Origin of the sequence: Tianweitania populi (assembly GCF_014652875.1) — a bacterium.
GTDB lineage: Bacteria > Pseudomonadota > Alphaproteobacteria > Rhizobiales > Rhizobiaceae > Tianweitania > Tianweitania populi.
The window spans coordinates 614,668-638,864 of record NZ_BMZQ01000001.1; the positions used below are offsets into that span (position 1 = coordinate 614,668).

General features: G+C 59.6%; 20 protein-coding genes and 2 tRNA genes. 9 read left to right on the forward strand and 13 right to left on the reverse strand.

Features of this window, described 5'->3' with window-relative positions; genetic code table 11:
• Positions 1–106: 106 nt before the first annotated feature.
• The 7 genes from IE166_RS03030 to IE166_RS03060 are packed head-to-tail and all read right to left on the reverse strand — an operon-like array spanning position 107 to position 9,003.
• Positions 107–1,102 (reverse strand): FAD:protein FMN transferase, encoded by a 996-nt coding sequence (locus IE166_RS03030; RefSeq protein WP_189501537.1) that lies wholly within the window; start codon positions 1,100–1,102, stop codon positions 107–109.
• Entirely contained in the window at positions 1,095–1,673 is a 579-nt protein-coding gene (locus tag IE166_RS03035) for a nitrous oxide reductase accessory protein NosL (RefSeq protein WP_189501538.1), read from the reverse strand. The genes IE166_RS03030 and IE166_RS03035 overlap by 8 nt, the downstream gene beginning before the upstream one ends.
• Positions 1,670–2,497: an ABC transporter permease gene (locus tag IE166_RS03040; protein ID WP_189501539.1), complete on the reverse strand. Its 828-nt coding sequence runs from the start codon at positions 2,495–2,497 to the stop codon at positions 1,670–1,672. Before IE166_RS03040 ends, IE166_RS03035 begins: the two co-directional genes overlap by 4 nt.
• Positions 2,494–3,420: an ABC transporter ATP-binding protein gene (locus tag IE166_RS03045; RefSeq protein WP_189501540.1), complete on the reverse strand. Its 927-nt coding sequence runs from the start codon at positions 3,418–3,420 to the stop codon at positions 2,494–2,496. The genes IE166_RS03040 and IE166_RS03045 overlap by 4 nt, the downstream gene beginning before the upstream one ends.
• Positions 3,417–4,796 (reverse strand): nitrous oxide reductase family maturation protein NosD, encoded by a 1,380-nt coding sequence (locus IE166_RS03050; RefSeq protein WP_385965094.1) that lies wholly within the window; start codon positions 4,794–4,796, stop codon positions 3,417–3,419. Before IE166_RS03050 ends, IE166_RS03045 begins: the two co-directional genes overlap by 4 nt.
• A complete protein-coding gene (gene nosZ / locus IE166_RS03055) occupies positions 4,793–6,712 on the reverse strand; it encodes a TAT-dependent nitrous-oxide reductase (protein WP_189501542.1) in 1,920 nt (639 codons plus the stop codon). The genes IE166_RS03050 and nosZ overlap by 4 nt, the downstream gene beginning before the upstream one ends.
• 23 nt (positions 6,713–6,735) lie before the next feature.
• Positions 6,736–9,003 carry a NosR/NirI family protein gene (locus IE166_RS03060; RefSeq protein ID WP_244641304.1) on the reverse strand — a complete coding sequence of 756 codons (2,268 nt, stop codon included), beginning with the start codon at positions 9,001–9,003 and terminating at the stop codon, positions 6,736–6,738.
• A gap of 196 nt (positions 9,004–9,199) precedes the next feature.
• On the opposite strand from IE166_RS03060, the gene IE166_RS03065 reads away from it, so the two are divergent.
• Positions 9,200–10,039, forward strand: coding sequence for a ferritin-like domain-containing protein (locus IE166_RS03065; protein WP_244641305.1), 840 nt, complete (start codon positions 9,200–9,202; stop codon positions 10,037–10,039).
• A 166-nt stretch (positions 10,040–10,205) separates the two neighbouring features.
• Here the strand turns inward: IE166_RS03065 and IE166_RS03070 are convergent.
• Both IE166_RS03070 and IE166_RS03075 read right to left on the reverse strand, forming a co-directional pair.
• Positions 10,206–10,281, reverse strand: a tRNA-Val gene (locus IE166_RS03070).
• A 106-nt stretch (positions 10,282–10,387) separates the two neighbouring features.
• A tRNA-Asp gene (locus tag IE166_RS03075) sits at positions 10,388–10,464 on the reverse strand.
• A 373-nt stretch (positions 10,465–10,837) separates the two neighbouring features.
• Here IE166_RS03075 and IE166_RS03080 point away from each other — a divergent pair.
• Complete coding sequence (locus IE166_RS03080) at positions 10,838–12,058, forward strand: glycosyltransferase family 4 protein (protein WP_189503210.1); 1,221 nt, start codon at positions 10,838–10,840, stop codon at positions 12,056–12,058.
• Here IE166_RS03080 and IE166_RS03085 read toward each other — a convergent pair.
• From IE166_RS03085 to rfbA, 4 genes are all read right to left on the reverse strand, one after another.
• On the reverse strand, positions 12,055–13,917 hold the full coding sequence (locus tag IE166_RS03085) for a glycosyltransferase family 2 protein (RefSeq protein WP_189501545.1): 1,863 nt from the start codon (positions 13,915–13,917) through the stop codon (positions 12,055–12,057). The two genes, IE166_RS03080 and IE166_RS03085, sit on opposite strands and share 4 nt — an antisense overlap.
• A gap of 198 nt (positions 13,918–14,115) precedes the next feature.
• Positions 14,116–14,880: an ABC transporter ATP-binding protein gene (locus IE166_RS03090; protein ID WP_189501546.1), complete on the reverse strand. Its 765-nt coding sequence runs from the start codon at positions 14,878–14,880 to the stop codon at positions 14,116–14,118.
• Positions 14,881–14,885: 5 nt separating this feature from the next.
• The gene (locus tag IE166_RS03095; protein WP_244641306.1) at positions 14,886–15,656 is read right to left on the reverse strand and encodes an ABC transporter permease; all 771 of its coding nucleotides are present in this window, start codon (positions 15,654–15,656) and stop codon (positions 14,886–14,888) included.
• A gap of 138 nt (positions 15,657–15,794) precedes the next feature.
• Positions 15,795–16,667 (reverse strand): glucose-1-phosphate thymidylyltransferase RfbA, encoded by an 873-nt coding sequence (gene rfbA / locus IE166_RS03100; RefSeq protein WP_189503212.1) that lies wholly within the window; start codon positions 16,665–16,667, stop codon positions 15,795–15,797.
• Positions 16,668–16,928: 261 nt separating this feature from the next.
• On the opposite strand from rfbA, the gene IE166_RS03105 reads away from it, so the two are divergent.
• The 7 genes from IE166_RS03105 to IE166_RS03135 all read left to right on the forward strand — a co-directional run bounded on the left by IE166_RS03105 (position 16,929) and on the right by IE166_RS03135 (position 24,194).
• Positions 16,929–17,843 carry a glycosyltransferase family 2 protein gene (locus IE166_RS03105; protein ID WP_189501547.1) on the forward strand — a complete coding sequence of 305 codons (915 nt, stop codon included), beginning with the start codon at positions 16,929–16,931 and terminating at the stop codon, positions 17,841–17,843.
• Entirely contained in the window at positions 17,843–19,330 is a 1,488-nt protein-coding gene (locus IE166_RS03110; RefSeq protein ID WP_189501548.1) for a glucosyltransferase domain-containing protein, read from the forward strand. Before IE166_RS03105 ends, IE166_RS03110 begins: the two co-directional genes overlap by 1 nt.
• Positions 19,331–19,491: 161 nt before the next feature.
• Positions 19,492–20,508, forward strand: coding sequence for a LacI family DNA-binding transcriptional regulator (locus IE166_RS03115; RefSeq protein WP_189501549.1), 1,017 nt, complete (start codon positions 19,492–19,494; stop codon positions 20,506–20,508).
• A complete protein-coding gene (locus IE166_RS03120; RefSeq protein WP_189501550.1) occupies positions 20,505–21,536 on the forward strand; it encodes an ABC transporter substrate-binding protein in 1,032 nt (343 codons plus the stop codon). Before IE166_RS03115 ends, IE166_RS03120 begins: the two co-directional genes overlap by 4 nt.
• 54 nt (positions 21,537–21,590) lie before the next feature.
• The gene (locus IE166_RS03125; protein WP_189501551.1) at positions 21,591–22,418 is read left to right on the forward strand and encodes an ABC transporter permease; all 828 of its coding nucleotides are present in this window, start codon (positions 21,591–21,593) and stop codon (positions 22,416–22,418) included.
• Complete coding sequence (locus IE166_RS03130; RefSeq protein WP_189501552.1) at positions 22,418–23,191, forward strand: ABC transporter permease; 774 nt, start codon at positions 22,418–22,420, stop codon at positions 23,189–23,191. The genes IE166_RS03125 and IE166_RS03130 overlap by 1 nt, the downstream gene beginning before the upstream one ends.
• Positions 23,184–24,194 carry an ABC transporter ATP-binding protein gene (locus IE166_RS03135; protein ID WP_189501553.1) on the forward strand — a complete coding sequence of 337 codons (1,011 nt, stop codon included), beginning with the start codon at positions 23,184–23,186 and terminating at the stop codon, positions 24,192–24,194. The genes IE166_RS03130 and IE166_RS03135 overlap by 8 nt, the downstream gene beginning before the upstream one ends.
• The last annotated feature ends 3 nt before the right edge of the window (positions 24,195–24,197 follow it).

The window sequence follows — 24,197 nt, forward strand, 5'->3', positions numbered from 1 at the left end:
ACCGAGCACGCATCGTCAATAACTGACAATGCAACTTTCGGCGCAGCTTCTCGTATCTGGCTAGTTTGTTCAACGCTCACTAAGGGCCGGAGCGGAAAGTGGACGCTCAACCGATATAGGTCTGCCGTCCGTTCCAGTCCACTATATAGACGGCCAATCCGCTTGTCGTCTTGATCAGCTGGCGTATAGCCGCTTCGTCCATGAGGCTGAAGGCGGTGGAAAACGCGTCGGCTATTGTTGCGGTCGGCGCAATCGTCGTGACGCGGCGATAGGTGAGTGGTACCGCACCTCTGCGGGGGTCGAAAACATGGCTGAAGCGGCCATCCCGGTCGAAGTGGAAGCCCGCGCCTGAGGTGGTCGCGATCGCCTTGTCGACCAGGTCGATCACGGTGTCCGGCTCCGAGCCCATTTCCATGTCGGCCACACCGACCCGCCAGGGGCGGCCGTCTTCCTTCGAGCCAACCGCGCGGTTTTCGCCCATGTCGACCAGGCTGCTGGTAATGCCTTCAGCCTTGAGCATGTCGACAATGGCGTCGGTGATGAAGCCTTGCGCGATGCCGTTCAAAGTCAGCGCCATGCCGGGACGCGAGAAGGCGATGCGATCGCCGTTGAAGCGCACGGCGTCGAAGCCTATGCGGGAGCGGACTTGATCGACGTCTCGCAGTGATGGGCCGGTCGGCTTGGCATCCGGGCGCGAGAAGTGTTGGGCATAGAGGGTCCACAAAGGCTGGATCGTTGGATCGAACGCGCCGTTTGTCGTCTGCCAGGCAGCGCGACAGGCGTTCAGGACCTGGACCAGCTCTTGCGGGGGTGTCGGCAAGGCGCCAAGGCGATTGAGTTCGCAGAGGGCTGACGAGGGCCTGTAAAGGCTGAAGATACCTTCCAGCCGCTCCACTTCGGCCACCACGCGGCGCAGCAGTGTTTCTGCCTTGGCTTTGTCCGGATGGTTCAGGATCAGCGTTGCCGGTGCCCCGAGCGCCTGTCCGTGCCAGATCACCGGCGGAAACGACGCTCGTGCCGCACCGAGCGTGCCCAGAAGCGGCACACCGGCAGCAGCGGCCATGATGGAGATGGCGCGGCGCCGCGAAATCGTCCTAGCCATGATGATGCGCCCCCATGTTATGAGGCTCACCTTCCGGCGATACGGGATCTTCATCATCGCCCTGCGCCGGCGCACCGCTTCCCAAAATGTATTGCTGCGGCACATCGTTGAAGCCGACGACGCGGCCGCCATGTTTCGCGACGAAAGCGTCAGCGTCGGACTCTTTGCTGAACGGCACGGCTTCCTCATTTCCCATGCCGCCGCGTTGCTGGCTCTCGATCACGAAGTACGCGGTCTTGGCATCAATCCAGTTTTCGGCTCCGGGCTGATCCCAGCTCGGCGCCTTGCTCATGTCCGACACATAGATCGCTGCGATGTTGCGCGGTTCTTCCGGCAGCATGGTGAAAGCAAGCGCGTCGCGCGCGGACGAGAACCAGATGGCTTCCGGGATCTTGTCTAGGATGATCTGCCCCTTGGGCCCGGCATGTTCGAGAACGTTCATGCCGCAATAGCGGCCCATGGCCTCTTCCGTCAGCGCGAAAGGTGGCGGCATCTCCGCCACCTTTTCTTCCGAGCAGGCACCAAGCAGAAGCGAAGCCGCCAGCGCGGCGATTGCCCAAGCGGTTCTCATACTTCCCTCCGTGAAAACACGAGCGTCGAAAGGCCGAGCGGCACCAGCGTCCAAAGAAGGAGCGCTGCAAGCAGAACGGGGGCGGACAGGCCGGTATGTCCTGCAATGCCTGACATGCCGGACAAGGCGCTGGCGCTGCCCGATCCGAGGTTGAGCAGGCGGTAGGCGTCAGTCGGGTTGGCGACCAGCAGAATATCGAGCAGCATCGGCGGAACCGTCTGGCCGCGCGCGGCAACCAGCCCGCCAAGCAGCGCCATGTCGTAGATCAGCACGAAGAACAGCCAGATGCCGATCGCGATGCCGCCCGCCGTGCTGCGTTCGCGCGCAAGCGTGCTGACGAAATAGCCGATCGCCAGAAACACTGCGCCGAGCAGCACCGACGAGCCAACCATCGAAGCGAACGAGCGCCAGCTTTCCAAGCCGATGTCGGGCGAACTCACGGCGAGTGCAGCAGCAGCGACGCCGTAGCCGAACAAGGTGGCGAAGGCGAGAATGGCTAGATGGCCGAGGAACTTGCCGAAGATCACCTCGCTCCGCCCTAGCGGATAGCTGAGCAGCAGGATCATGGTGCCGCGCTCAGTTTCGCCGACGATTGCATCGTGGGACAAAAGCAGCGCGATCAGCGGCACCAGGAAGATCGTCAGGCTCGAAAGACTGACGATTACGATGTCGAGCTTGTTGACGCCGACGTTGCCCGTCGGCGCGCCGCCGAGAAACGACAGTGTCAGGGCGAGTGCGGCGAGCAGCAGGGTGGTCGCCAGAACCCAGCGGTTGCGCAGGCCCTCCTGGATCTCCTTGCGTGCGATGATGAGGATGTTCGTCATGGCTTGTTCTGACCGCTGAGAAAATGCGCATAAAGATCATCGAGCGTAGGCTCGGCCACCGTCAGCGCGGCAAGGCGCGACGGCTCGGCCGTCAGATCGCGCAGCAGCGCGATCTTGTCGGCGGCCCCGATGTTCGTTTCCCACGCTCCGCCGTTTGTTCGCCGCCACGCGCTGCCATTGATGAAGTCCGGCGCATCGATGCCCTCAGCAAGCCGCACGCTGATCTGCGTCGGCAGTTGGGCAATGTGGCGCAGTTCATCCAGCGTCCCGTCTGCGATCTTCAAGCCCCGATTGATGATGATGACGCGGTTGGCGCGGTCCTCGAGTTCGGTCAGCGCATGCGAAGACAGCAGCACCGTCGTGCCAAGTGCGCGCAGATCCGTTATGAGGTCGTAGAAGCTTCGCCGCAGCGCGGGATCGAGACCGCTGGTCGGCTCGTCGAGCAGCAGGATGCGCGGTTCGCCGAGCAGCGCCTGCGCCAGTCCCAGCCGCTGACGCATGCCTTTGGAATAGGTCCGCACCGGCCGATTTGCCGCTTCGCGCGCCAGACCCACGCGCTCGAACAAAGTGTCGGTGGATTCGAGGTCGACCCGCTTCAGCCGGGCATAGAAGGCCAGTGTTTCGCGACCCGTCAGCGCCAGATGGAACGACACGCTTTCCGGCAGGTAGCCGAGCCGTTGGCGTACCGCGAAGTCGCCCCGCGCCGGGTCTTCGCCAAGCACGCGCACCTGGCCGGTTGTGGGGCGGATCAGGCCGAGCATCAGCTTGATCAGCGTGGTCTTACCTGCGCCATTGTGCCCGACAAGCGCGATCGTCTCGCCGGCATTCAAGGTGAAGCCCACATCGCGCACGGCATCGACCTTGTTGTAGCGCTTGGAGGCGCCGGTGATTTCGACAGTTGCGATTTCAGCGGTTGCGCTCATGGCCTGTCTTTCTCCGCCGCCACTGGTGCCATCAGCGGATGGTTGTCGACCACGCCGCCGGGCAGGAGGGCAGGGAACTGTGATTGCGCCCAGCGGATCACCTGCACTGCAGGGCTCGTGGTCAGCAGCTTGGCTTGCGGAGAGGTCCACAGCACCTGGTCGACCAGATCGTTCGGCCGGTAGGCATTGTCGCCGATGCCATCACCATCGAGATCAAAGGCGGGATTGTCGCTCCAGAAATTGCCGCGACCCTCGCTCGACCAGTCGATGAAGCGAGTGCCGACATATTTGACCTGGTTGCGATTGTTTATGAAAGCGTTGCCGCTCATCGTGTTGCCTTCGGAACCCGCCGTGAAATGGATGCCGATGGAGCAGTTCTCGAAGCTATTGTCGAAGAACCGGTTCTTGTTGGCGTTGTAGATGAAGACGCATTTTTCCGGCCCGAGGCGTTCGCTCGCGCCCGCGACCACGTCCTCTGCTTCAAGCTTCGGCATGCCGTGCTCGCTCGATTGCACGCCGGCCGACAGCCAACGCTCCACCGGCTGCATGCGGCCGATCACCTTGTTGCCGCGAATTTCCGAACTGTTCGCCGAGTTCAGCAGCAAACCGTGATCGCGATCGCCATCCGAGACATTGCCGGTGATCTTCAGCCGGTTGGAGAACATGATGGCGTAGCCGACCGAGTTGCCGATCGAGACATTGTCGCTGACTTCGCTGTCATTGGTGTACATGTAGTGGATCGCGAACCGCAGATCGCGGAAGGTGTTGCCGCTGAACGTGTTGCGCTTGCTGGCACTCGTCGCGATGCCGTCGCGGCCAAAGCTGATATCGTTGTTGAGCACCTTGGCGCCCGGAGCGTTCCAGACGGTAATGCCGCTGCCTGCCTCGCTCATGCGCCCGCTCTTCAAGCCGACGACGCGGTTGTTGCGCGCGATCGAATCGACAGCGCCGAAAAGATAGATGCCGAACAGGTTGTCGGTGACATCGTTGTTGTCCACGATTGCACCCGTGGCGGATTGCGCGACGTAGATGCCGGAATCGCGCACCATCAGGTCGCGTCCTGACCCGCTGACACGCAAACCGCGCACGATCGCGCCCGGTGCGTTCACGGTGACGACGCTGCCTTTGCCGTTGCCCAGCACCGTAGCGCCTAGCTTGCCCTCGAGCACGATCTGCTTGTCGATGGTGATCGGGCCGGCATAGCTGCCTGGCTCAAGCACGATCGTGTCGCCGGGTGCAGCGTTTGAGATGATCGTCTGCAAGCCAAGCCCATCCGTCGGCTTAACCGTTAGGCTGGCCGCCAACGTAGGCGCGGGGAGGGCGGCCAATGTGGCCGCCATCCAGATCGTTGTCGTCGTGAGACGCATGATCATCAGGCCGACTGCGGCTCGACGAACATGCGTCCCTTCATCTCCATGTGCATGGCATGGCAGAACCAGGAGCAGTAATACCACCACACACCCGGCTTGTTCGCCTTGAAGGTCACCGAAGCGGTGGCCTGCGGCGCGACTTCCATGTTGATGCCGTAGTTGATGATGGAGAAGCCGTGAGTGAGGTCTTCCACTTCGTCGATATTGGTGACGTACACGGTCACTTCGTCGCCCTGCTTGACCGCAAACTGCTCCAAACCGAAGGCCGGTGCGGACGAGGTCATGTAAACGCGAACCTTGTTGCCATCGCGGATCACCTGGCTGTCGATCATCAGGTCTATGCCGTCGGCCTGCGCCTGCTTCACAGCGTCCGCAAACATCGGATCGGCACGATCCCAGACATTCACCGGGTTGATCTTCGATGAATGCACGATGGTGGCGTCATGTGGCTCGGCGAAAGACGGGCTGTCATGCACGAGCACCATCTCGTCGCCCGAAATGTCGATGAGCTGGTCGTTCTCAGGCTTCAGCGGGCCAACATTGAGGTAGCGGTCCTTGGAGAACTTGTTCAGCGAGATCAGCCACTTGCCATCGGCTTCCTTGGTCTGGCCCATGGAAGTGTGGTTGTGGCCCGGCTGATACTGCACATCAAGCTTCTGGCGAATCGGATCGACTTTCTCACCCTTGAAGGCGCGGATGGCGTCTTCGAGGTTCCACTTGCAGATTTGACTGTCGAGGAACAGCGTCGTGTAGCAGTTGCCCCGGCCGTCATAGGCCGTGTGAAGCGGTCCAAGACCGACTTCCGGCTCGGCAACGACGGTGTCGCGCGGCTGGATCTTGTCGTCGAACAGATCGTCGAACTTGCGCACGTCGAACACGGTAACAGTGGGCGACAGCTTGCCGTTGACGACCACGTGGATGCCGTCCGGCGCGGTGTTGATGCCGTGCGGGCTGTTGGCCACCGGGACATAGCGGGTGTAGGGCGAACCCTTGCTGCCGTCGATCACCGGCACGCCGCCCATCTCCTTGAAGTCGCCCTTGGCAACGGCTTCTTCGATGCGCTTCAGGTTGAAGATGACGATCCAGTCCTGCTCGTTGGCGATCATCTCGGCAAGGTTGACGCCTTCTTCCGAGTTGTAGCAGGTCGCGAAAGCGTACTTGCCCTGATAGTCGCAATCGACATTGTCGAGGTTGCCGTCGATGGCCACCTGCCACGCAACCTTCATCGTGTCGCCGTCGACGGCGCTGAAGATGGCCTGATACTGCTTCTTGTCGTCCAGAACCTTGCCGTCGTTCGGGATCGGCACGCCGTCCTCGCCATTGGCAAACACATAGCCGGTGCGCGGATATTTCTGCACGCGCAGGCCGTGAACCGTGTGTTGGTTCGGCAGCTGGATGATCTTGTCGCATTTCATGACATCGAGGCGGATACGACAGACGCGCGTATTGGCCTTGTCGTTGGCGAACAGGTAGCGCCCGTCATAGGTGCCTTCGGTGAAGGAGGGATGCGGATGGTGCAGGTCGCCATTGTGGTAGATGCCGCCCTGATCCTTGAGCGCCTCGATCGACTCCGGCAGCAGGCCTTCGGTCAGGATCTTGCGGCTCTCGTTGGTCTGGCCCCAGCCCGTCGCGCTATCGCGGTTGAAGACGGGAATGCGCATCAGCTCGCGCATCGAAGGCATGCCGACGACGCGGACTTCGCCGCTGTGGCCGCCCGAGAAGAACGTGTAATATTCGTCGAGCTCACCTGGCTTCACTTCCGTGGTGTGCTTCGAAGCCGACTGTGCTGCTGCGGGCGTAATGGCGCCGCCGGTCAGCGTCACCGCGCCGCCGATGGTGGCCGCTCCGGCCGCCGCGATGGCTGCTGTCGACCCCAGCATCTGTCGCCTGCTGAGGCGCATCTTGCTTTCTTCGGTAGACATTCCGTTTCTCCTTGGTTGCCTATTCATGCGGAATTGCTGGCAGGCTGATCGGTCTTCGCGATCGGCACGCCTTTGTGAGTGATGACGGGCTTGGCAGGCGCTTCGCCGCGCGAGGCCGGCGTTGACAGCGCCATGAACTTCTCGCGCTTCAACCGCACCTGGATCATGTGCGGGCAGCGATGATCGTCGTGGTAGAGTTCCTGGCAGTGCATGCAGTAGATGCACTCGTTGACGTTGATCTGCCCTTCCGGATGGATCGACTGCACCGGGCATTCCTTGGCGCAGCGCTGGCAGGGCGAGCCGCATTCGGGATAGCGCTTTAGCCATTCGAACATGCGGATGCGCCCGGGAATCGCCAGTGCAGCGCCCAGCGGGCACAGGTAGCGGCAATAAAAGCGCTCGATGAACAGACCGGCGGCCAGCATGGTCAGCGCGAAGATCACGAACGGCCATTCCCGCGCGAACTTCAGGATGATCGCGGTCTTGAATGGCTCGACCTCGGCAAACACCTCAGCCAGCGCTAGCGAATAAAGCGACAGGCCGAACAGGCCGAGGAAGATGATGTATTTGATGGGCCAAAGCCGCTCATGCAGGCCCCAGGGAAGCCTAAGCTGCGGCACCTTCAGCCATTGCGCGAGATTGTTGGTCAGTTCCTGCAGCGCCCCGAACGGGCAAAGCCAACCGCAGAACGGTCCCCGTCCCCAGAACAGCAGGCCGGCAGCGACTGACGCCCACAGGATGAAGATCAGCGGCGCCGACAGGAAGAACTCCCAGTTGAAGCCGTTGATCAGCGAGTTGAAGAAGGTGAGGACATTCACCACCGAAAGCTGCGCATTGGCATACCAGCCAAGCCAGACCAGCGTGAAAAGCAGAAAGCCACGCCGGATCCAGCCGAACATGATCGGACGCTTCACCAGCCAGTCCTGGAAGAAGAAGATGCCGGTCAAGACGATGAGGGCAACGCTGGCAATTGCAATGTTGATGCGGTTCATCTCCCACATCCGCACCCAAAGCGGCTGGCCGTCCGCGATCTGCTGATCGCTCAGGACTTGGCCTGTGTCGCCTGCGGAAGGCGCCGGTGTCGCGGCAACGGCAGGTGCGGCTGGCGCTGGCGGCTGCTCGATCGTCAAGTATGTGTCGGGCAGTGTGTAGCCGAGATTATAGGGCAGAACCGCCTTGTTGCGGCCTTCCGCATTTCGCTGCACCAGCATCTGCAGTTCAAAGGGCTTGGTGACATCGAACACGAAGTCAGGCGAGACAACGAAGAGCGCGATCTCGCGCAAATGTGGAGCGCCGTCGGCCGCAAGCGTGGGAATGCGCGCGTGGTCGCGATCGCGGAACCGCAGACCCTGGCCGTCCTGCAGCAACTCGATGCGATCGAAGATGCCGCCGCGCACATAGCCCGATCCCTTGAAGGAATAGGCGCCGTCACCGGCAACGAGCATCGCCGATTGGCCAGGCTTTAGCCGGGAGGCGAGACGGTCATAGGCAGTGTCGCCAAGCAGGCTTCGGCCGATCGCCGGCACGCTGACGGGCGCAAGATACAGGTCGATGAAGCGGTCGTCCGGATTGTGCGTTTCCGGCTTGTCCGCCGCAGCCGGCTGATTGGCCTGGCGGAAGGCTTCCGACACTTCGCCCACCGTCATGCGCAGGCTGCGCACCGAGCCGTCGCCAATCAGCGTCTGCCAGTCGCTCGTGGCCGTCTTGGTAAGATCGAGCTTGCGGATCTCCGTCGTCGCCGCCGCCGCCGGCGCTCCGGCGTCGCTCAGCCGGTTGCTTCGTATGAGCTGAACCGCAGAGCGCGCAATGCTGTCGCCCATCACCAGAACCGTGACCGTCGCACCGCTGACGATATCCACCTGCGGCGGCCGCTCGCCGCCCGTCGCGACGCGTCCCATGTCCTTGTCGACAAGCACATTCAGCGCGGCGACGATCTTTGCTTCAGGAATGCCGATCAGCACGATTGGCTCGTGATGCGCGACGATCTTGAAGCCGCGGATCACGCCCTTCGGATCGATGCCGACGACGATGTGGATGGGCTTGCCCGAATAGCCGATCGAGCTCGTGAAATCGGAATTGAGGTAGGCGTAGCCGAGAAGCGAATCGCCCTTCTGAACCGGAACGATCTGCGGATCGCCGATCGGTGCACCAAATCGATCCCCGCCCTCGAAAAGCTCTGACGGCTGAACCTTGTCCAGGAAGCTCGTCAGTTGGCCCGCAGCATGGCTCGGCCAAGCCAACAAAAGAGCAACCAGCAGGGCGCCCAACAAGACGCAAAAATCGCGCGCCATTTTGGTGGAAGAGCGAAAATGCACCATCTGATTTGCTAGTTCTGCGTCGCGAAACTCATATTTCGCACTGCTTATTCAGCTTGTCGGCGAGGGACTTTGCGGCAGAACAAACAAGCCGCATTAAGTTTGCGGCATACGCTTTTATCCAAAGGAAATGCCCGTGCGTGCTGCGGGCGAGCCACATCGGAGACGCGTCGTGAACCACCGCGAACCTTGGATGCTCAACTTCATGGACGAATTGCTCGTCCAAGCCAGAGCGATGGAGCAGGAAGCCATCGCCGGCTACCACAAGCTGGCCGAGCGGATGCGGCAAGCCAATCGCCCTGATCTGACCGCCGTCTTCGAAGCCCTGATCCGCGAGGAAGAAGGCCATCTCGGCAATGTCGAATCCTGGATGGAGAACAGTACCTTCGCTGCTCAGCTGGTTCAGCCGCCGTCAGAACCAATGTTCGATGATGAAGGCGCCGCGTTGGTCGCGCCCGAGCTTCTGGACGCCTATCGCGCCTTTGCTGTTGCCGTTCGAAACGAGGAACGGGCCTTCGTGTTCTGGACTTATGTGGCCGCCCATGCCGCATCAAACGAGATCCGACACGCCGCCGAGAAGATGGCTCGGGAAGAGCTGGGCCATGTCGCCACCCTTCGACGTGAACGCCGCCGCGCTTTCCACGACCTGCGCGAAAAGCGCGAGCTCCAGTCCGTCGACCTGTTCCAGTTGGAAACGCACCTAGCCCACCATCTCGACCGTCTGGCAAGGCAAGTAGGTCCGGAAAAACACGCCTTACATAGCCTGGCAGAAAAAGCGGTCCTACGCGCCAAGGAAGCGAAGAATGAAAGCCTCGGCAACAATGCCCCTGTGGCAGATCTGCCTGAGCAAACAGCGGCGCGTCCACTTGCTCTCGCGGAATGGCTGCTCGACTTCTACCTGAACCGCGCCGAAAACGAGGACGAAGAATCAACGCGACGTCACGCCCAAAGCTGCGCCGCGGATCTCGTCAGCACGATCTATCGGATCAACGGTCCAACCCACGGCGGCTAAAACCGGCAACTTACGCATGAGGGCTCTTACAACTTGCCCGTTCTGCGTCGCGACTTACCCAAATGGTGTCACGAAATCATCGATTCGCGGCGGCTATACCCGGCGACTCACATATCGATTTCTGGTCGGGGGAAGGAGGCAGCTGAACGGCAATCAGGGGAGAAAATGGTGGGCGATGAGAGACTCGAACTCCCGACATCCTCGGTGTAAACGAGGCGCTCTACCAACTGAGCTAATCGCCCTCAGCGCCGTTTCTAACCGGCGTGCTGCACGAAGTCCGTTACCAGTTTATACCAGAAGAAAATTTATCTTCTGCTTAAAGGGCTTTGGCTAACCCTTTGACGAGAATGGCGCGAGTGACGGGGCTCGAACCCGCGACCTCCGGCGTGACAGGCCGGCACTCTAACCAACTGAGCTACACCCGCGCATCTCGTGTCGCAACCGTTGGCGGCGACGTGGCGGTCAATTACGAAGTTCGTTCGGGGGTGTCAAGCGACCCTGGCAAAGAGTTTTGATGTTCCTGTGAATTCTTTTTCGAACGCAGCCGGCAAGGGTCGTTTTCGCGGAGAGAAGGCCCTTACTGCATCCGGACTTTCGGTCTTCAGCAGGTCGGGTTTCACCGCAGCTATAGAGTCACTCGGTGACCGGGCGGCCTGGCGAGGCCGGCCTTGCTGTTCATCGGTTGCGTATCGTGTTAACGGCGCAAGGCCGCGTCTGGTGGACGCAAACAGGATCCACTCAGACAAGCACCACTTCCTTTGTAGGCGAGGCGGTGCGACGAAAGATCAAGTCGGGTGTATGAGTAAACTGGTGACTGACAAGGTGCTGCAGAACCCCGCCCCGACCCCGAAGATCGCCTTCATCGTCACGGAAGACTGGTTCTTTGCATCGCATTTCCTGCCGATGCTGCGCGCTGCACGGCAAGCCGGGGTTGAGCCGGTGGTCATCACGCGGGTGCGGGATCATGCAGATCTCATCGAGGCTGCTGGCGCCCGCGTGATCGCTTTGGAAGCAGATCGCCGCAGCCTCAATCCTCTCGGCCTTGTTTCGACCGTGACAAGGTTGGCCCGTATCCTGCGGCGAGAGAAGATCGACGCGGTCCATTGCATCGCGCTGCGTTCCATTCTCGTTGGCGCACCGGCGGCTCAGCTGGCTGGAATCAAGCGGCGGGTATTTGCTGTCACGGGTGGCGGCCTTCTCAGTGCCAAGAAAGACCTGACCGGCCGATTTGCCGATGCCGCTATTCGCTTGCCCATTCGGGGTCTTTTCCAGAGTAAGGAAACTCACTTCCTATTCGAGAACACCGACGATCCCAGCCAGTTCGGCTTGCGGCCTGAAGATGCCAATGTGACGATCGTAGGCGGGGCGGGGGTTGATCCGGACCATCTGCAAGAGCTGCCGATGCCAGCCTTGCCAACGCTGCGCGTGGCGCTGGTCGCGCGTCTGCTATGGTCCAAGGGTGTCGACCTGGCCGTCGAAGCTGTCCGAATCGCACGGGCCCAGGGTCATGACATCCGCCTCACGCTGTGCGGCGAGCCTGACCCGTCAAATCCCCGAGCCATCTCGCCCGCGCTTCTTGGTGAATGGTCGGCCGAAGAGGGGATTGAGTGGCGCGGCTTTGTTCGCGACGTTCGTACAGTCTGGCAAGAGCATCACGTCGCCTGCCTGCCTTCGCGCGGCGGCGAAGGCCTGCCCCGCACGCTTCTCGAAGCCGCCGCATGCGGCCGAGCCATCGTGACGACAGATGTCCCAGGCTGCCGGCATTTGGTCCGAGACGGCATCGAGGGACGAATCGTCCCGCCGAACGATGCGCATGCGCTCGCTGATGCTCTGATTCAGCTATCGCAGGATCACGATGCAGTGGCGCAAATGGGAGTTGCAGCGCGCCAGCGTATCCATCAAGGCTTCAGCGAGGCCGACATCATCGATGCCGTCGCCAGGATGTATTCAAAGCTTTTCTCATTCTCCGAACCAAACGACGTACACTCTAGTAGCCTGCTTGGTTCAGCGAAATCTTAGACCAGCCAAGGCTTCTTGCGCCGCGGCGGGAAGGCAAGCTTGTATTCCTGCTCCAAATTCTCGAAGTTGGGATTGTAGAACGGATCGTTCATCAACTGCGGCTTCCACGTGTCGATCATGTACTGACACTCCGAGCGGAACCGCTGGATTTTCTCCGGCGCGAGATCAGAACCGCGAGATACCGACTCATAGTGATAAAGTTCCGCGAAAGGCGTCCACAGGATGCGGTAGCCTGCCTGCCGAACACGCAAGCATAAATCGACATCGTTGAACGCGACTTTCAGATCGGTCTCATTAAGCCCTCCAACTTCCAGGAAGACGCTGCGTCGGATTGCCAGGCAGGCCGCGGTCACGGCTCCAACATCGCGGACGAGCATTAGCTGGCCGAAGTAGCCGGGATATTTAGGCCCCTTTCCGTGACCGACATGCCCTGCCACCCCCGTCTCGCCATCGAAATGACCGGCACCGAGTCGTACGCCTGCATGCTGGATACGATCATCGGGATAATAAAGCTTGGCTCCCACGGCACCAACATCTTTGCGGACTGCCAGGCTGACCATTTCTCGAAGCCAACCTTCGTGCATGACGTCGATGTCGTTGTTCAAAAGCAGGAGCACGTCGCCCTTGGCCTCACGTGCGGCTTCATTGTTCAACGCAGAGTAATTGAAGGCGCCGTCTATCCTGAGCACCCGGACACGTAAGTCTTTCGTTAGACGACCGAAAAGAGAAAGCGTTTCGTCCTCGACACTTCCATTATCGACGATGATGATCTCGATGTTGTCGTAATCCGTGCGATGAAGCAGGCCTTCAACGCACTGCTGAACCAACTGTGCGCGGTCACGCGTTGGGATGATGACGCTGACCAAAGGGGCAGGCGATGGCAGCGGCCATTCGATACGGTTCCAGGAGGGGACATGGGGATTGGCGACTGCCGTTGCCCCTTCGATGCTGGACGCCAGCTGGTTGTTGATCGACGTACGCGCAACCTTGATGCATCGCTCCAGTTGCGACTGAGAGAACGAACCACCACCACGCTCCTGGCGCCAGTGGTACAAGATTGCCGGGATATGATGGATGCGCTCAGGCGAACAATGCTCGGAGTGGACCAGGCGGAGAACGAGATCATAATCCTGGCTGCCTTCCGCACCGATTGTAAACCCACCAAGCTGCTCTAGTGTGCTGCGGCGATACACACCCATATGGCTGATGTAATTCTGGCCTAGCAGCTGATCATAGCTGTATTCCGGCTTGAGGTATGGATCGTAGCGTCGACCGGCCTCGTCGATCTTGTCCTCATCCGAATAAACCAGCTCAGCATCCGGATGCGCGTCCAGGGTCACGGCCACTTCGTAAAGGGCATGTTCGGGAAGGATGTCATCGTGGTCAAGCAAGGCCACGAATTCGCCGGTGGCAAGCTCCAGTGCGCTGTTGCTCGCCGCAGAAATGTGGCCATTGCTCTCGCGGCGCATCCACTTGATGCGTAGATCGTCTTTCGCAAACGCTTCGAGGATCTCAACAACGTGCGGAGATGGTGACGCATCATCGGCGATACACAGCTCCCAATGCGGGTACAACTGGCCCTGAACAGACTGGATCATCTGCCGGAAGGTTTCAGCGGGTGTGTTGTAGGCAGGAACAACAACCGAGATCAGCGGCTTGTAGGCGAGGCGCTCGATGTGACGCCGGATATCGCGTCGGTCTTCGTTGGAAAGCGTGTCATAACGATGGATCCAGTCAAGGTAGCTAGTTTCTGACTGGACAGCATGTGAACCCTTGAAAGCGTAACGAATGCTGTCAGTAACTCCACGCCAGCCGCTTTGATAGTAGCGGCTTCGCAAGTACCACCACCGCTGCTTCATTAGACTTGGTGTTGTGATCAGCCTGACGACCTTCGATCCCAATTTGATTGCGCTGTCAGCATAAGTAGAGGCCTTCTTTGCTTGTGGCACAGCTGACTAATACCTTTTAAATACTAGAGATTCGGCGGGCGAATGAGGCCGACGCACATTTCCGATCGATTTTTTTCGACCGAGAAGAAGCTACGTGAAACTCTATATTCACCCAGCCGGCGCACTCAGTGAATCATTATACGCTGTCAACACCTCATCTAGCGGACCGATAGCTCGTTGGCGCCCGTGCTCCATCCACAAGCCGGTCGTGCACCACTGGCGCAGAAGCTCTTCTGAGTGAGAAGCGACTACAAGGAGTCCGGCCTCGCCAATGAAGCTACGCAAGCGCTCCTTGGCATGTTGAAGAAACGCCGCGTCACCGGCGCCAATTCCCTCATCGATCAAAAGGATTTCCGGCGTGATCGATGTTGAGACTGCAAAAGCAAGCCTCGTGCTCATGCCCGCACTGTATGTACGCAAAGGCATGCTCAGAAAGTCGCCGAGACCGGTGCTGAGCCCAATCTCCTCCGAACGCAGCTCAATCTCCTTGCGGCTGTAGCCAAGTAACATTCCGCGCAGGATGATGTTCTCCCAGCCGGAGGCATCTGGGTCCATTCCGAAGCCGATGTCGAACATTGCTGCGACGTCGCCTTCGACTTTGACGGACCCGGCCGTCGGCTCATAGATGCCGGCCATGACGCGCAGGATGGTCGACTTGCCGGCGCCGTTGTGACCGATAAGCCCGATCCGCATGCCATGGGTGAGATCGAGCGACAGATTGTCGATCGCCCGGATCGTGACCTTCTTGCTGCCGGCCGTCGGCTTAATCTGGCCGCCGGTCACAGCGGCAAGAACATTATTCTTCAACGAGCGGCTGCTGACATCTAAAATCGGGATGTCAACGGAGACGTTCTGCAGGGTGATCGCGGCCATATGACTTAAGCCCAGTATGCGATGCGTGCGCGGAAGCGCGAGAAGAAGGCCAGCGCCAAGACGCCCATGACAATCGTGATGCCGATGCAAACGAGCCAATTCAGCAGTGAGCCTGTCTGACCAAGCAACGGATCGCGCGCAATTTCTATGAAGTGGTAGAACGGATTGATGTTCACGAACACCGCCCGTTCTGGAATCTGCGTCGCACTCCAGAGGATCGGAGTCATAAAGAATGCAACCTGGATGATGCTGGCGATGATCATCGGAATGTCTCGGAAGCGAGCACACAGGGGGCCCAGGATCATCGCACAGAACATCCCGTTCAGTGCGATCAAGATGAGCGCTGGGACGGCGAGGAGTACCTGGAAACCTGGATTGATTCCGAACAACGCGGCAATGATGATGTAGATGACGAAGTTGTGCCCGAAGGCGATCAGCTGCGACCAAACAAATTGGAAGACGTAAACGCTGAGCGGCAACCTGATCTGCCGGATCGAGCCGGCCGCATTCGAGAAGACATTGCAGGACGCTGTTATCGTGCCGCCGATAAAACCCCACATAATGAAGCCGATCGCCAGAAACGGCAGGTACTCCCGAATGTCCATCTTGAAGATTTGGGAATACAGGATACCCAGGCCGGCCACCATGATGCCCATCGAGAGCGTCAGCCACAGCGGCCCCAATACCGAGCGCTGATAATGGCGGCGCACGTCGCGCCATCCCAGGAAAAGCCAAAGCTCGCGTAACCTGAAGCCTTCGCGAAGATCGTTCCACACGGTCGCAAGGCGACCCGTCGCGGCATCAGCTGCATTGATCGTCAACACGCGCTGCGAGAAAGATGCAGGCAAGGATCGTCCTTTATGGATTGAGCCGCGGCGCAGCTGCAGATGCTAACGTGCCAGACATTGCCGCTGTCAGGCAGCCTGCTGGGCAAGCCGCTGGAGATACTTCCCATAATTGCTTTTGCCTAGAGCGTTCCCGAGTTCAGTGAGCGCAGCCGCGTCAATGAAGCCGAGGTTGAAGGCGATTTCCTCGGGGCAGGCGATCTTGAAGCCCTGACGATGTTCCAGCGTCCGAACGAATTCGGCCGCCTCCAGAAGCGAGTCCGGCGTGCCGGTATCCAGCCAGGCAAAGCCACGTCCCATGGTTTGAACGTTCAGGCTGCCTTCCTCCAGATAGACGCGGTTCAAATCGGTAATCTCCAGCTCACCGCGCGGCGACGGCTTCAGATTATGGGCAAACTGCGAGGCACGACCATCATAGAAATAAAGCCCGGTGACGGCCCAGTTCGAGGCAGGGTTCAGCGGTTTCTCTTCGATAGAGATGGCGCGACCAGTCTTGTCGAAAGCCACGACGCCGTAACGCTCGGGATCCTGCACATGGTAGGCGAAAACCGAAGCGCCATGGGCCTGATTTGCTGCGCTCTGCAGTCTTTGCGGAAGGCCGTGTCCGTAGAACAGATTGTCGCCGAGGATCAGGGCGGAAGGCTCTCCGGCGATAAAATCCTCGCCGATCAAGTAAGCTTGCGCCAGCCCGTCCGGGCTCGGCTGTTCCTCGTAGGAGAAGTTCACCCCCCACTGCGACCCCGAGCCGAGCAGGGCCTTGAAGCGAGGAAGATCGTGCGGGGTGGAGATGATCAGGATGTCGCGAATGCCTGCCAGCATCAGCGTCGACAAGGGATAATAAATCATCGGTTTGTCGTAGACCGGCAGCAACTGCTTGGACGCCACCAAAGTCATTGGGTGCAAGCGTGTACCGCTACCGCCAGCAAGGATGATGCCCTTCATGATACCTGCTCGTCCATATGTCACTCTATAGAGCGCGCTCATACCGGCGGCATCCGCATAAAACCAGAGGAAACTACGGAGAGCTGCCTCACGGCTGGTGGTCAGCGCTTCACTTTGTGTTAAGAAGACACCGGCTCGTTTAGAAACTTGCCTATGCCACCGCATGCTCGTGGCGAGGGCAGGCGACACCATCCATTTTCCACAAGGCCCGCTCGCTCGTTGCCATCTCCCGCGATCAAACAAGCCAGCGCTGATGAGACCTTGCTGACGCCGCAGACGATCGTCAGCGTGCTTGTGACTTACAACCCGGAGCTTGAAGGGTTCGCCCGGGTGCTGCGCGCGCTGGTTCCTCAGGTTAGCCGTGTAATTGTGGTCGACAACGGCTCGTCAAAGTCCGAGGTGGTAGCTGCGCTTGTAGAGGGGATCGATGCCACGTGGATGCCGCTTGGCCTCAACGAAGGCCTAGCAACGGCGCAGAACAGGGGCTTGCAGGCGGCGCTAGACTCAGGAGCTGCGGGCGTTCTGCTGATGGACCAGGATACGGTCCTCCATCCCGATGTCGTTAGTTCCTTGACCAGTCTGCACAACCGACTTCAAGCGCAAGGTGTGCCGATTGGATCCGTCGGCAATGCATTCCGCGACACGCATGACGGCAGGATTGCCGCCGTTTGGCGGGCAAAAGGATGGCGTGTGGTTCGCACAACAGTTGAGGCCAACGATCCCGATCCAGTTGAAGCGGACTTCGTGATCGCGTCCGGCTCACTTCTTCCTGGACCTGTTTTACGAGATGTCGGCTTGATGGACGCGCCGTTGTTCATCGATTTGGTGGATCTCGAATGGGGTTTTCGCGCGACCGCCCGCGGTTATCGGCACTTCCAAAGTGCGCAAGTCGTCATGGATCACACGATCGGTGCTGGGCGGGTCAAACTCGCCGGCCGCAACATCTCCCTCCACGCACCGATCCGAAATTACTACTGGGTCCGCAACGCGCTTCTGCTTGCTAAACGCTCCTACATCAAACCAGGCTGGCGCCTGTTTTTCGCCTATCGGGCCTTTGTGTATGTGGCAGTTTACACCTTGAAGGGTGAGGCGAAATCGAAGCGTTTAAGGATGATGCTGACCGGACTATATGACGGTTTGCGAGGACGAGCTGGAGCCATCGATGAGGTCCGATAATGATGCTTGCCCGGCACGAAGATCATCCTCTGCGCCTCTTCATGGTAACGCTAGTTGTAGCTGGGCTTACCTATGGTCAGTGGCTGACGAGCTTCGTCCTCAATATCGACGGAGAAGTGCCTGACAACTTCTATCAAACCATTGCGCTTGGTCGATGGTTTCATGCGGTGCTCAGGTTCGGCTTGCTCCCTGAACCCTTTCTTCCATACTTTACAAATCTCACTAGTCTCTTTGTTCTATCCGCTGCCGCATGCCTCGCCGCTCTGACTCTGTCGCTGCGCGGGTATCGAGCGGTCTTCTTTTCAGTCTTGTTTGTCACCTTTCCAAATCTTGCCTATCAGCTGGAGTTTCTGAATCAAGCTGACACCTTTGCTGTAGGCTACGGGTTGGCAATCTTATCTGCTTACCTGTTTCTGTGCGGCATTTCTGCCCCAAGGCGCGTTTCGCAATACGGCTATCTTGTACTTGCAGTTGTGCTGCTTGCTCTTGCTTTAGGGATTTATCAAACCCTCGTCCTTGTTCCGGCGGTGCTGGTGGCTGGCCGCTTGCTCCTGCAGACCGATGAGGAGTTAATCGGCGTATCCAATCTTCGCCTTGCCGTACCATTTTGCGTCTACACCATCTTGGCTGTGCTCTTGTACACGGCAGGTACAGCCATCTCTCAAGGGCTCATAGGCGTCGACGGTCAGAGCTACTTCTCAGGCTATGTTGAAGGTCGTTCATTCGGCCAATACGTGATTGGTGTCGGCTCGGCATTCGGTTCATCGCTTGTCGGTAGATCGGCATTTGGCTTCATCACATACATCCTCGCAACCGTCGCCGCGGTATTTCTCATCGCAAAGGGTTGGAAGCGAGCGGTCGGCGAACGTGTCCAGAAGGCCCTCCTCGTGGTAGCTGTGCTGCTTCTGCCATTCGCTTTTGTTCTTCTAAGCGGTACGAAGTTGCCGCCTAGGATCTATGTGGCGGCAAATCTTTCATTTGCCATTCTGCTGACTGCGGCGACATCTGTGCTGTGGAGCCGAAAAGCCGTGTTCGTGTTGTTGATGTGTCTGTGCATCTTTCACTGCAACGCCATCACCCGCCTCTTTGTATCAGACAAGCGTGTCAGGGATGCCGACATCCAAATGGCGAGCCAAATTGCGACAATCATACGGGTAAAATATCCGACAATCGACCTCGCCAGCATACCGGTCTACTTTCACGGTGCTCATACCAATCTGGCCGAGGAGAAGCTGCCGGGCTCAGATATTTTCGGAAGCTCGTTTTTTGCTTGGGATAACGGCAATGACGTTCGGATCAAGAACTTCAACCGGTATTACGGTATAGCCGATTACAGGCCGGTAGGACCGGAGCAGATTAAAGCAGTTGAATTTATCTTACCGACTTTGCCTACTTGGCCGGATGCGAACTCCATCGCTTTAAGCAACGGGGTTGTCGTCGTGAAACTGGGCGCTGAATATGGATGGCTTCCTTTTTCGATTAGGTGAGTAAATACACTTCGTCCCGTGAATTCGCTGACGCCATGCCAGCGCGTCGAGCTTAGATCACTGAGCGCTCGCATCGCCCATGTCGAATGCTGGAATGCTAGCAGTGAACACTCCCAAGTTTTCCCCAGCCTCGTTGTGAAACGATTCGACCCGGCAAAATCATGATGGTAGCACGTGCTACCATGCCGGATGCCCGTCCTATCTCAATGCAGAAGATCGCCGATGCCGTTGGCGTGTCGCGTGCGACCGTCGCGAATGCTCTGACTGGCCGCGGGCGCGTGTCGGCCGATGTGGCGGATCGTGTGCGTGCTGCTGCGAAGGCGATGAACTATGTGCCGTCACATGCGGGACGGGCGCTTCGTACGGGGCGTAGCACGCTGCTGGGGCTGGTGGTCCCTGATTTTTCCATGCCGCTTTTTCCTGACTTCGTGCGAGCGTTTGAGCGGGCTGCGCACGCACAGGGCATGGCGCTTCTGGTTGGCGATGCGATGAGCGATCCTGCGATGCAGACGCAGCGTGTGCAGGACTTCTTGGGTCGCGGCATCGAAGCGCTGATCGTCATTCCGTTGCGCGGTGCTCCCTTCGACCCGGAAGCCTTTCCCGTGCCAGTGGTGGTCGTCGACAGCGGCGCCAATGCCGCTAACACGATCTCGTCGGATCATCGGGAAGGCGGGCGCTTGGTGGCGCGGCATCTGGTCGAGCTTGGGCACAGGAACGTGCAAATCCTCCGTTCGGCAGCACAATCCTATGTGTCGCAGGATCGGGTCGCCGGAATGCGCGACGTGTTCGACGAAGCTGGTGTCGTCTATCGTGAGGATGGGTTGCAGCCTGATTTCGATAGCGGCCGCGACTTTGCCCTTGGATGGCGGATGGGTGATGCGACCGCGATCTGCGCGGCCTACGACGCGATTGCCGTCGGCATCATTTCCGGTCTTGTGGAGCGCGGCGTTCGCGTTCCCCAGGATCTGTCCGTCACGGGTTTCGACGACCTGATCTGGGGTCGTATCGTCAGTCCACCGCTGACCACCACCCGGCAGGATCTCACTTCCATTGCCGAGCACGCGCTCGCTGTTGCCACCGGTCGCGTCAGCGGCTCGCGCCTGTCGCCGATGACGCTCGTCGTCCGCGCTTCAACTTCCGTTTCCCGCTTCTCTTCTTGCGAAAGGAAAATCGCATGACCGCCCGCAACATCCTGGCCTTGGGTGCAATGAGCCTGCTCGTGCTTGGCACAGGCTCGGCTCTCGCCCAGCAAAAGACCCTCACCATCTCCGTCTACGGCATCGCGCAGGACGCCTATAAGGCAGCGCTCTACGATCCGTTTGAAGCGCAGTGCGGCTGCAAGGTCGTGGTTGAATCGGGCACCGCCTCGGAGCGTCTGGCCAAGCTCGAAGTCAATGCCAGCGCGCCTGCGGTTGACGTCATCGCTTTCTCTGACGCCAATGCGCTTGAAGCCGCAAACAAGGGTTTGCTCGCGCCCATCGACCCGGCAAAGGTGCCGAACCTCGCCGACATCTATGACTTTGCGAAGGATCCGCTCGGCAACAAGATGGGTGTCGGCTACACGTTCTACGGCACGTCGATCGTGTATCGCTCCGACCTCGTGAAGATCGAAAGCTGGCTCGACCTCTTCAAGCCGGAACTGGCTGGTCAGGTGGCGCTGCCGAACATCACCGGCACGCAGGGGCCGATCACCTTGTTCATGCTGCAAAAGGCGATCGGCAAGGACGATCCGAAGTTTGCTGATGCGATCGATCTCGTCGCCGAGCACAAGAACGACGTCGTCACCTTCTATAACAGCGGCTCGCAGCTCACCCAGCTGCTCCAGCAGGAAGAAGTCATCGCTTCGGTTACCGGCCGCTTCTCGTGGCCGAGCCTCATGAAGCTCGACATGCCGATTGCCTGGGCGGCTCCGAAGGAAGGTCAGACCGGCGGCATGAACGTGCTGGCTTTGGTGAAGGGCGCCAAGGACCCTGAACTCGCCCATCAGTTCATCAATTACTGGCTCTCTGCCGAAGTGCAGCAGAAGCTAGCAGAAGGGCTGGTGGACAGCCCGGTGAACACCAAGGTCACCCTGCCGGAGGACAAGGCCGAAGGACTGACCTATGGCGCGGAGTCGGCAAAGGCCATCAACTTCTTGCCGCCGGCACAGCAGCTTGAGAACCGCGACGCCTGGCTTTCCGGCTGGAACAGCAAGGTCGCCAACTAAACGCCCGCGAGGGTTTGAAGGGCGGTCGCTCGTCGGCCGTCCGGAGATCGCCATATGTTCGCTAACCGCCGTCTCGGCATCCTGCTGCTCGCGCCCGCGACGTTGTTCGTGCTGGTCGGGTTTATCATCCCCGTCCTCATCCTGCTGGCAGGCGCCTTCAGGACGGGCGATGCGTGGTCGTTTGCCAACTACACGGCGTTTTTCTCGCAGCCGCTCAATCGGGAAGTGTTTCTGCGCACCTTCAGGCTCGGTCTGATCGTAACAGCGGTGTCAGCCGTGCTCGGTTATGGCGTAGCGATGGCCGTGGTAGAAGCGGGCCCGAAATCGAAGGGGCGGCTTGTTGCGCTTCTCGTTCTGCCGCTGATGATTTCCCCTGTGGCACGCACCTATGCCTGGCTGGTGATCCTGGGTCGGACTGGCTTCGTGAATGTGGCGCTGACCTCGATCGGTTTGACTGACGCGCCACTGCGCATCCTCTTCACCGAAACGGCGGTATTCATCGGGTTAATCCAGCTGTTTTTCCCGCTGATGGTACTGCCGCTCATCTCGTCTTTGGAAAACATGCCTCGCGATGTTGTGCCGGCGGCGCGTGTGCTTGGCGCCAGCTGGTTTGCGGTCTTCTTCAAGGTCATCCTTCCTTTGACGCGAGAAGGTCTCGTGGTCGGCGGCACGCTGGTCTTTGTCGGCTCGCTCACCGCCTATGTCACTCCGGCTATCCTCGGCGGCTCCAAGGTCTTGATGCTGGAAACGCTGCTTTACCAGCGCGTGTCCGTCGCCAACGACTTTGCCTCGGCCGCCGTGATCGCGGTGATCCTGATCGTGATGTCGATTCTCACAAACATCCTGCTGAAGCGCCTCGCTTCGGTGCGGCGGAGGCGCTGATGCGGTTCGCGGGAAATACGCTTCTGACCTTGGTGCTGATCTTCCTGATCGGCCCCTTCGTCATCATCTGCATCGCCGGCCTGTCGGGCGGCGAAACGCTCGCTTTTCCGCCGCAGGGGCTTTCGCTGCGCTGGGTGCAGCGCGTTTTCGAGATCGAGAGCTTCCGATCCGCCTTCTGGCTGTCCATTTCGCTGGCGATCGGCTCGACGCTGCTTGCGTTGATCCTCGGCATCCCTGCCGCGTATGCGCTCGACCGTTACAACCCGCCGATGGCTGAGACCATCCGCAATATCGTGACCGCACCGATCATCGTGCCGGGCATCATTGTCGGCCTGGCTTTGCTGCGCCATCTCGTCGTGCCGCTCGGCATTCCGATCACGCTGGCCCTGATCATCGGCCACACTGCGTTGCTGGTCCCTTATGCCGTTCGCGTCGTGTCTGCGAGCCTGATCAACCTGCGCACCGATGTGGAGGAAGCCGCGGTGATGCTGGGTGCCACGCGGCTGCAAAGCTTCTTCAAGGTCGTGCTGCCCAACATCCGCTCCGGCATTCTCGCCGCCTTCATCATCGGCTTCATCACATCGTTCAATCAGGTTCCCATATCCCTGTTTTTGACCGGTCCGGGCATCACCACATTGCCGATTGGCATGATGTTTTACATGGAATTCAACTTCGACCCGTCCGTCGCGGCCTTGTCCGGCCTGCTGGCGATCATGTCACTCGCCATCGTCATGCTGGCTGAGAAGCTGCTGGGACTTTCGCGCTATGTCTGACTTTCTCAAGCTCGAAAAGCTGACGCTGAATTATGGTGGACCAACACCTGCGGTGGAAAATCTGGATTTCTCCATGCAGGCCTCGGAGCTGGTCGCGCTGCTGGGCCCATCCGGCTGCGGCAAGACCACGACCATGCGCGCCATAGCCGGCCTGATGAAGCCGGCTTCCGGCACGATCATGCTCGATAACCGCGACATCACGCGCGTGCCGGCAAACAAGCGCGGCGTTGGGCTGGTGTTTCAATCCTATGCGCTGTTCCCACACCTCAGCGTCTTCGAGAATGTGGCGTTCGGCCTGCGGCTTGCCCGTGTGTCCAGCGCCGATATCAAGCGGCGTGTGGATGCGGTGCTTGCATCTGTCGGCCTGTCGCATCTGGCCGATCGGCAGCCTCGGGAACTGTCAGGCGGTCAACAGCAGCGTGTGGCGCTTGCCCGCTCGATTGTTGTCGAGCCGAAGCTCCTGCTTCTGGACGAGCCGCTGTCCAATCTCGACGCGCGGCTGCGGCTTGAAATGCGCTCCGAGCTCTCTCGGCTTCAGGACGAGCTCGGCATTACGATGATCTATGTCACGCATGACCAGGCTGAAGCGCTGGCGCTTGCGGACCGCATCATCGTCATGCGGGAAGGGCGCATCGAGCAGTCGGGAACGCCGGAAGACATCTATGAGCGCCCAGTCTCGATCTTCGTCGCCAACTTCATGGGCTTCGAGAACTGCTTCGAACTCACCGGCGGCAAGTTGAAGGGCATTGCGCCAGCCGGTTTTGAGACCGGTTCGGCAGCAGGCATTGCCTGGCGGCCGCATGCCGTCTTGCTGGGGCAGGGCGCGCATAAGGGCACGGTGGTTGGCGCGAGCTATCTCGGACAAGTCGTGGAATATCTCCTTTCGACCCCACTCGGCGACATCAAGGCGGAAGCGCTAGCCTCTGCTCCACGCCATGGGATGGGGGAAGAGATCGCCTTTGATCTGCCGCAAGCCGGCGCTGTTCTTCTGGCGCGGCGGTGAGCC

Coding starts and splice junctions, on each gene's coding strand:
- IE166_RS03115 (WP_189501549.1), top strand. CDS start 19,492: ATGATGGTAGCACGTGCTACCATGCCGGATGCCCGTCCTATCTCAATG.
- rfbA (WP_189503212.1), bottom strand. CDS start 16,667: ATGAAGGGCATCATCCTTGCTGGCGGTAGCGGTACACGCTTGCACCCA.
- IE166_RS03130 (WP_189501552.1), top strand. CDS start 22,418: ATGCGGTTCGCGGGAAATACGCTTCTGACCTTGGTGCTGATCTTCCTG.
- IE166_RS03085 (WP_189501545.1), bottom strand. CDS start 13,917: ATGAAGCAGCGGTGGTGGTACTTGCGAAGCCGCTACTATCAAAGCGGC.
- IE166_RS03135 (WP_189501553.1), top strand. CDS start 23,184: ATGTCTGACTTTCTCAAGCTCGAAAAGCTGACGCTGAATTATGGTGGA.
- IE166_RS03120 (WP_189501550.1), top strand. CDS start 20,505: ATGACCGCCCGCAACATCCTGGCCTTGGGTGCAATGAGCCTGCTCGTG.
- IE166_RS03090 (WP_189501546.1), bottom strand. CDS start 14,880: ATGGCCGCGATCACCCTGCAGAACGTCTCCGTTGACATCCCGATTTTA.
- IE166_RS03080 (WP_189503210.1), top strand. CDS start 10,838: ATGAGTAAACTGGTGACTGACAAGGTGCTGCAGAACCCCGCCCCGACC.
- IE166_RS03035 (WP_189501538.1), bottom strand. CDS start 1,673: ATGAGAACCGCTTGGGCAATCGCCGCGCTGGCGGCTTCGCTTCTGCTT.
- IE166_RS03045 (WP_189501540.1), bottom strand. CDS start 3,420: ATGAGCGCAACCGCTGAAATCGCAACTGTCGAAATCACCGGCGCCTCC.
- IE166_RS03125 (WP_189501551.1), top strand. CDS start 21,591: ATGTTCGCTAACCGCCGTCTCGGCATCCTGCTGCTCGCGCCCGCGACG.
- IE166_RS03030 (WP_189501537.1), bottom strand. CDS start 1,102: ATGGCTAGGACGATTTCGCGGCGCCGCGCCATCTCCATCATGGCCGCT.
- IE166_RS03110 (WP_189501548.1), top strand. CDS start 17,843: ATGATGCTTGCCCGGCACGAAGATCATCCTCTGCGCCTCTTCATGGTA.
- IE166_RS03060 (WP_244641304.1), bottom strand. CDS start 9,003: ATGGCGCGCGATTTTTGCGTCTTGTTGGGCGCCCTGCTGGTTGCTCTT.
- IE166_RS03040 (WP_189501539.1), bottom strand. CDS start 2,497: ATGACGAACATCCTCATCATCGCACGCAAGGAGATCCAGGAGGGCCTG.
- nosZ (WP_189501542.1), bottom strand. CDS start 6,712: ATGTCTACCGAAGAAAGCAAGATGCGCCTCAGCAGGCGACAGATGCTG.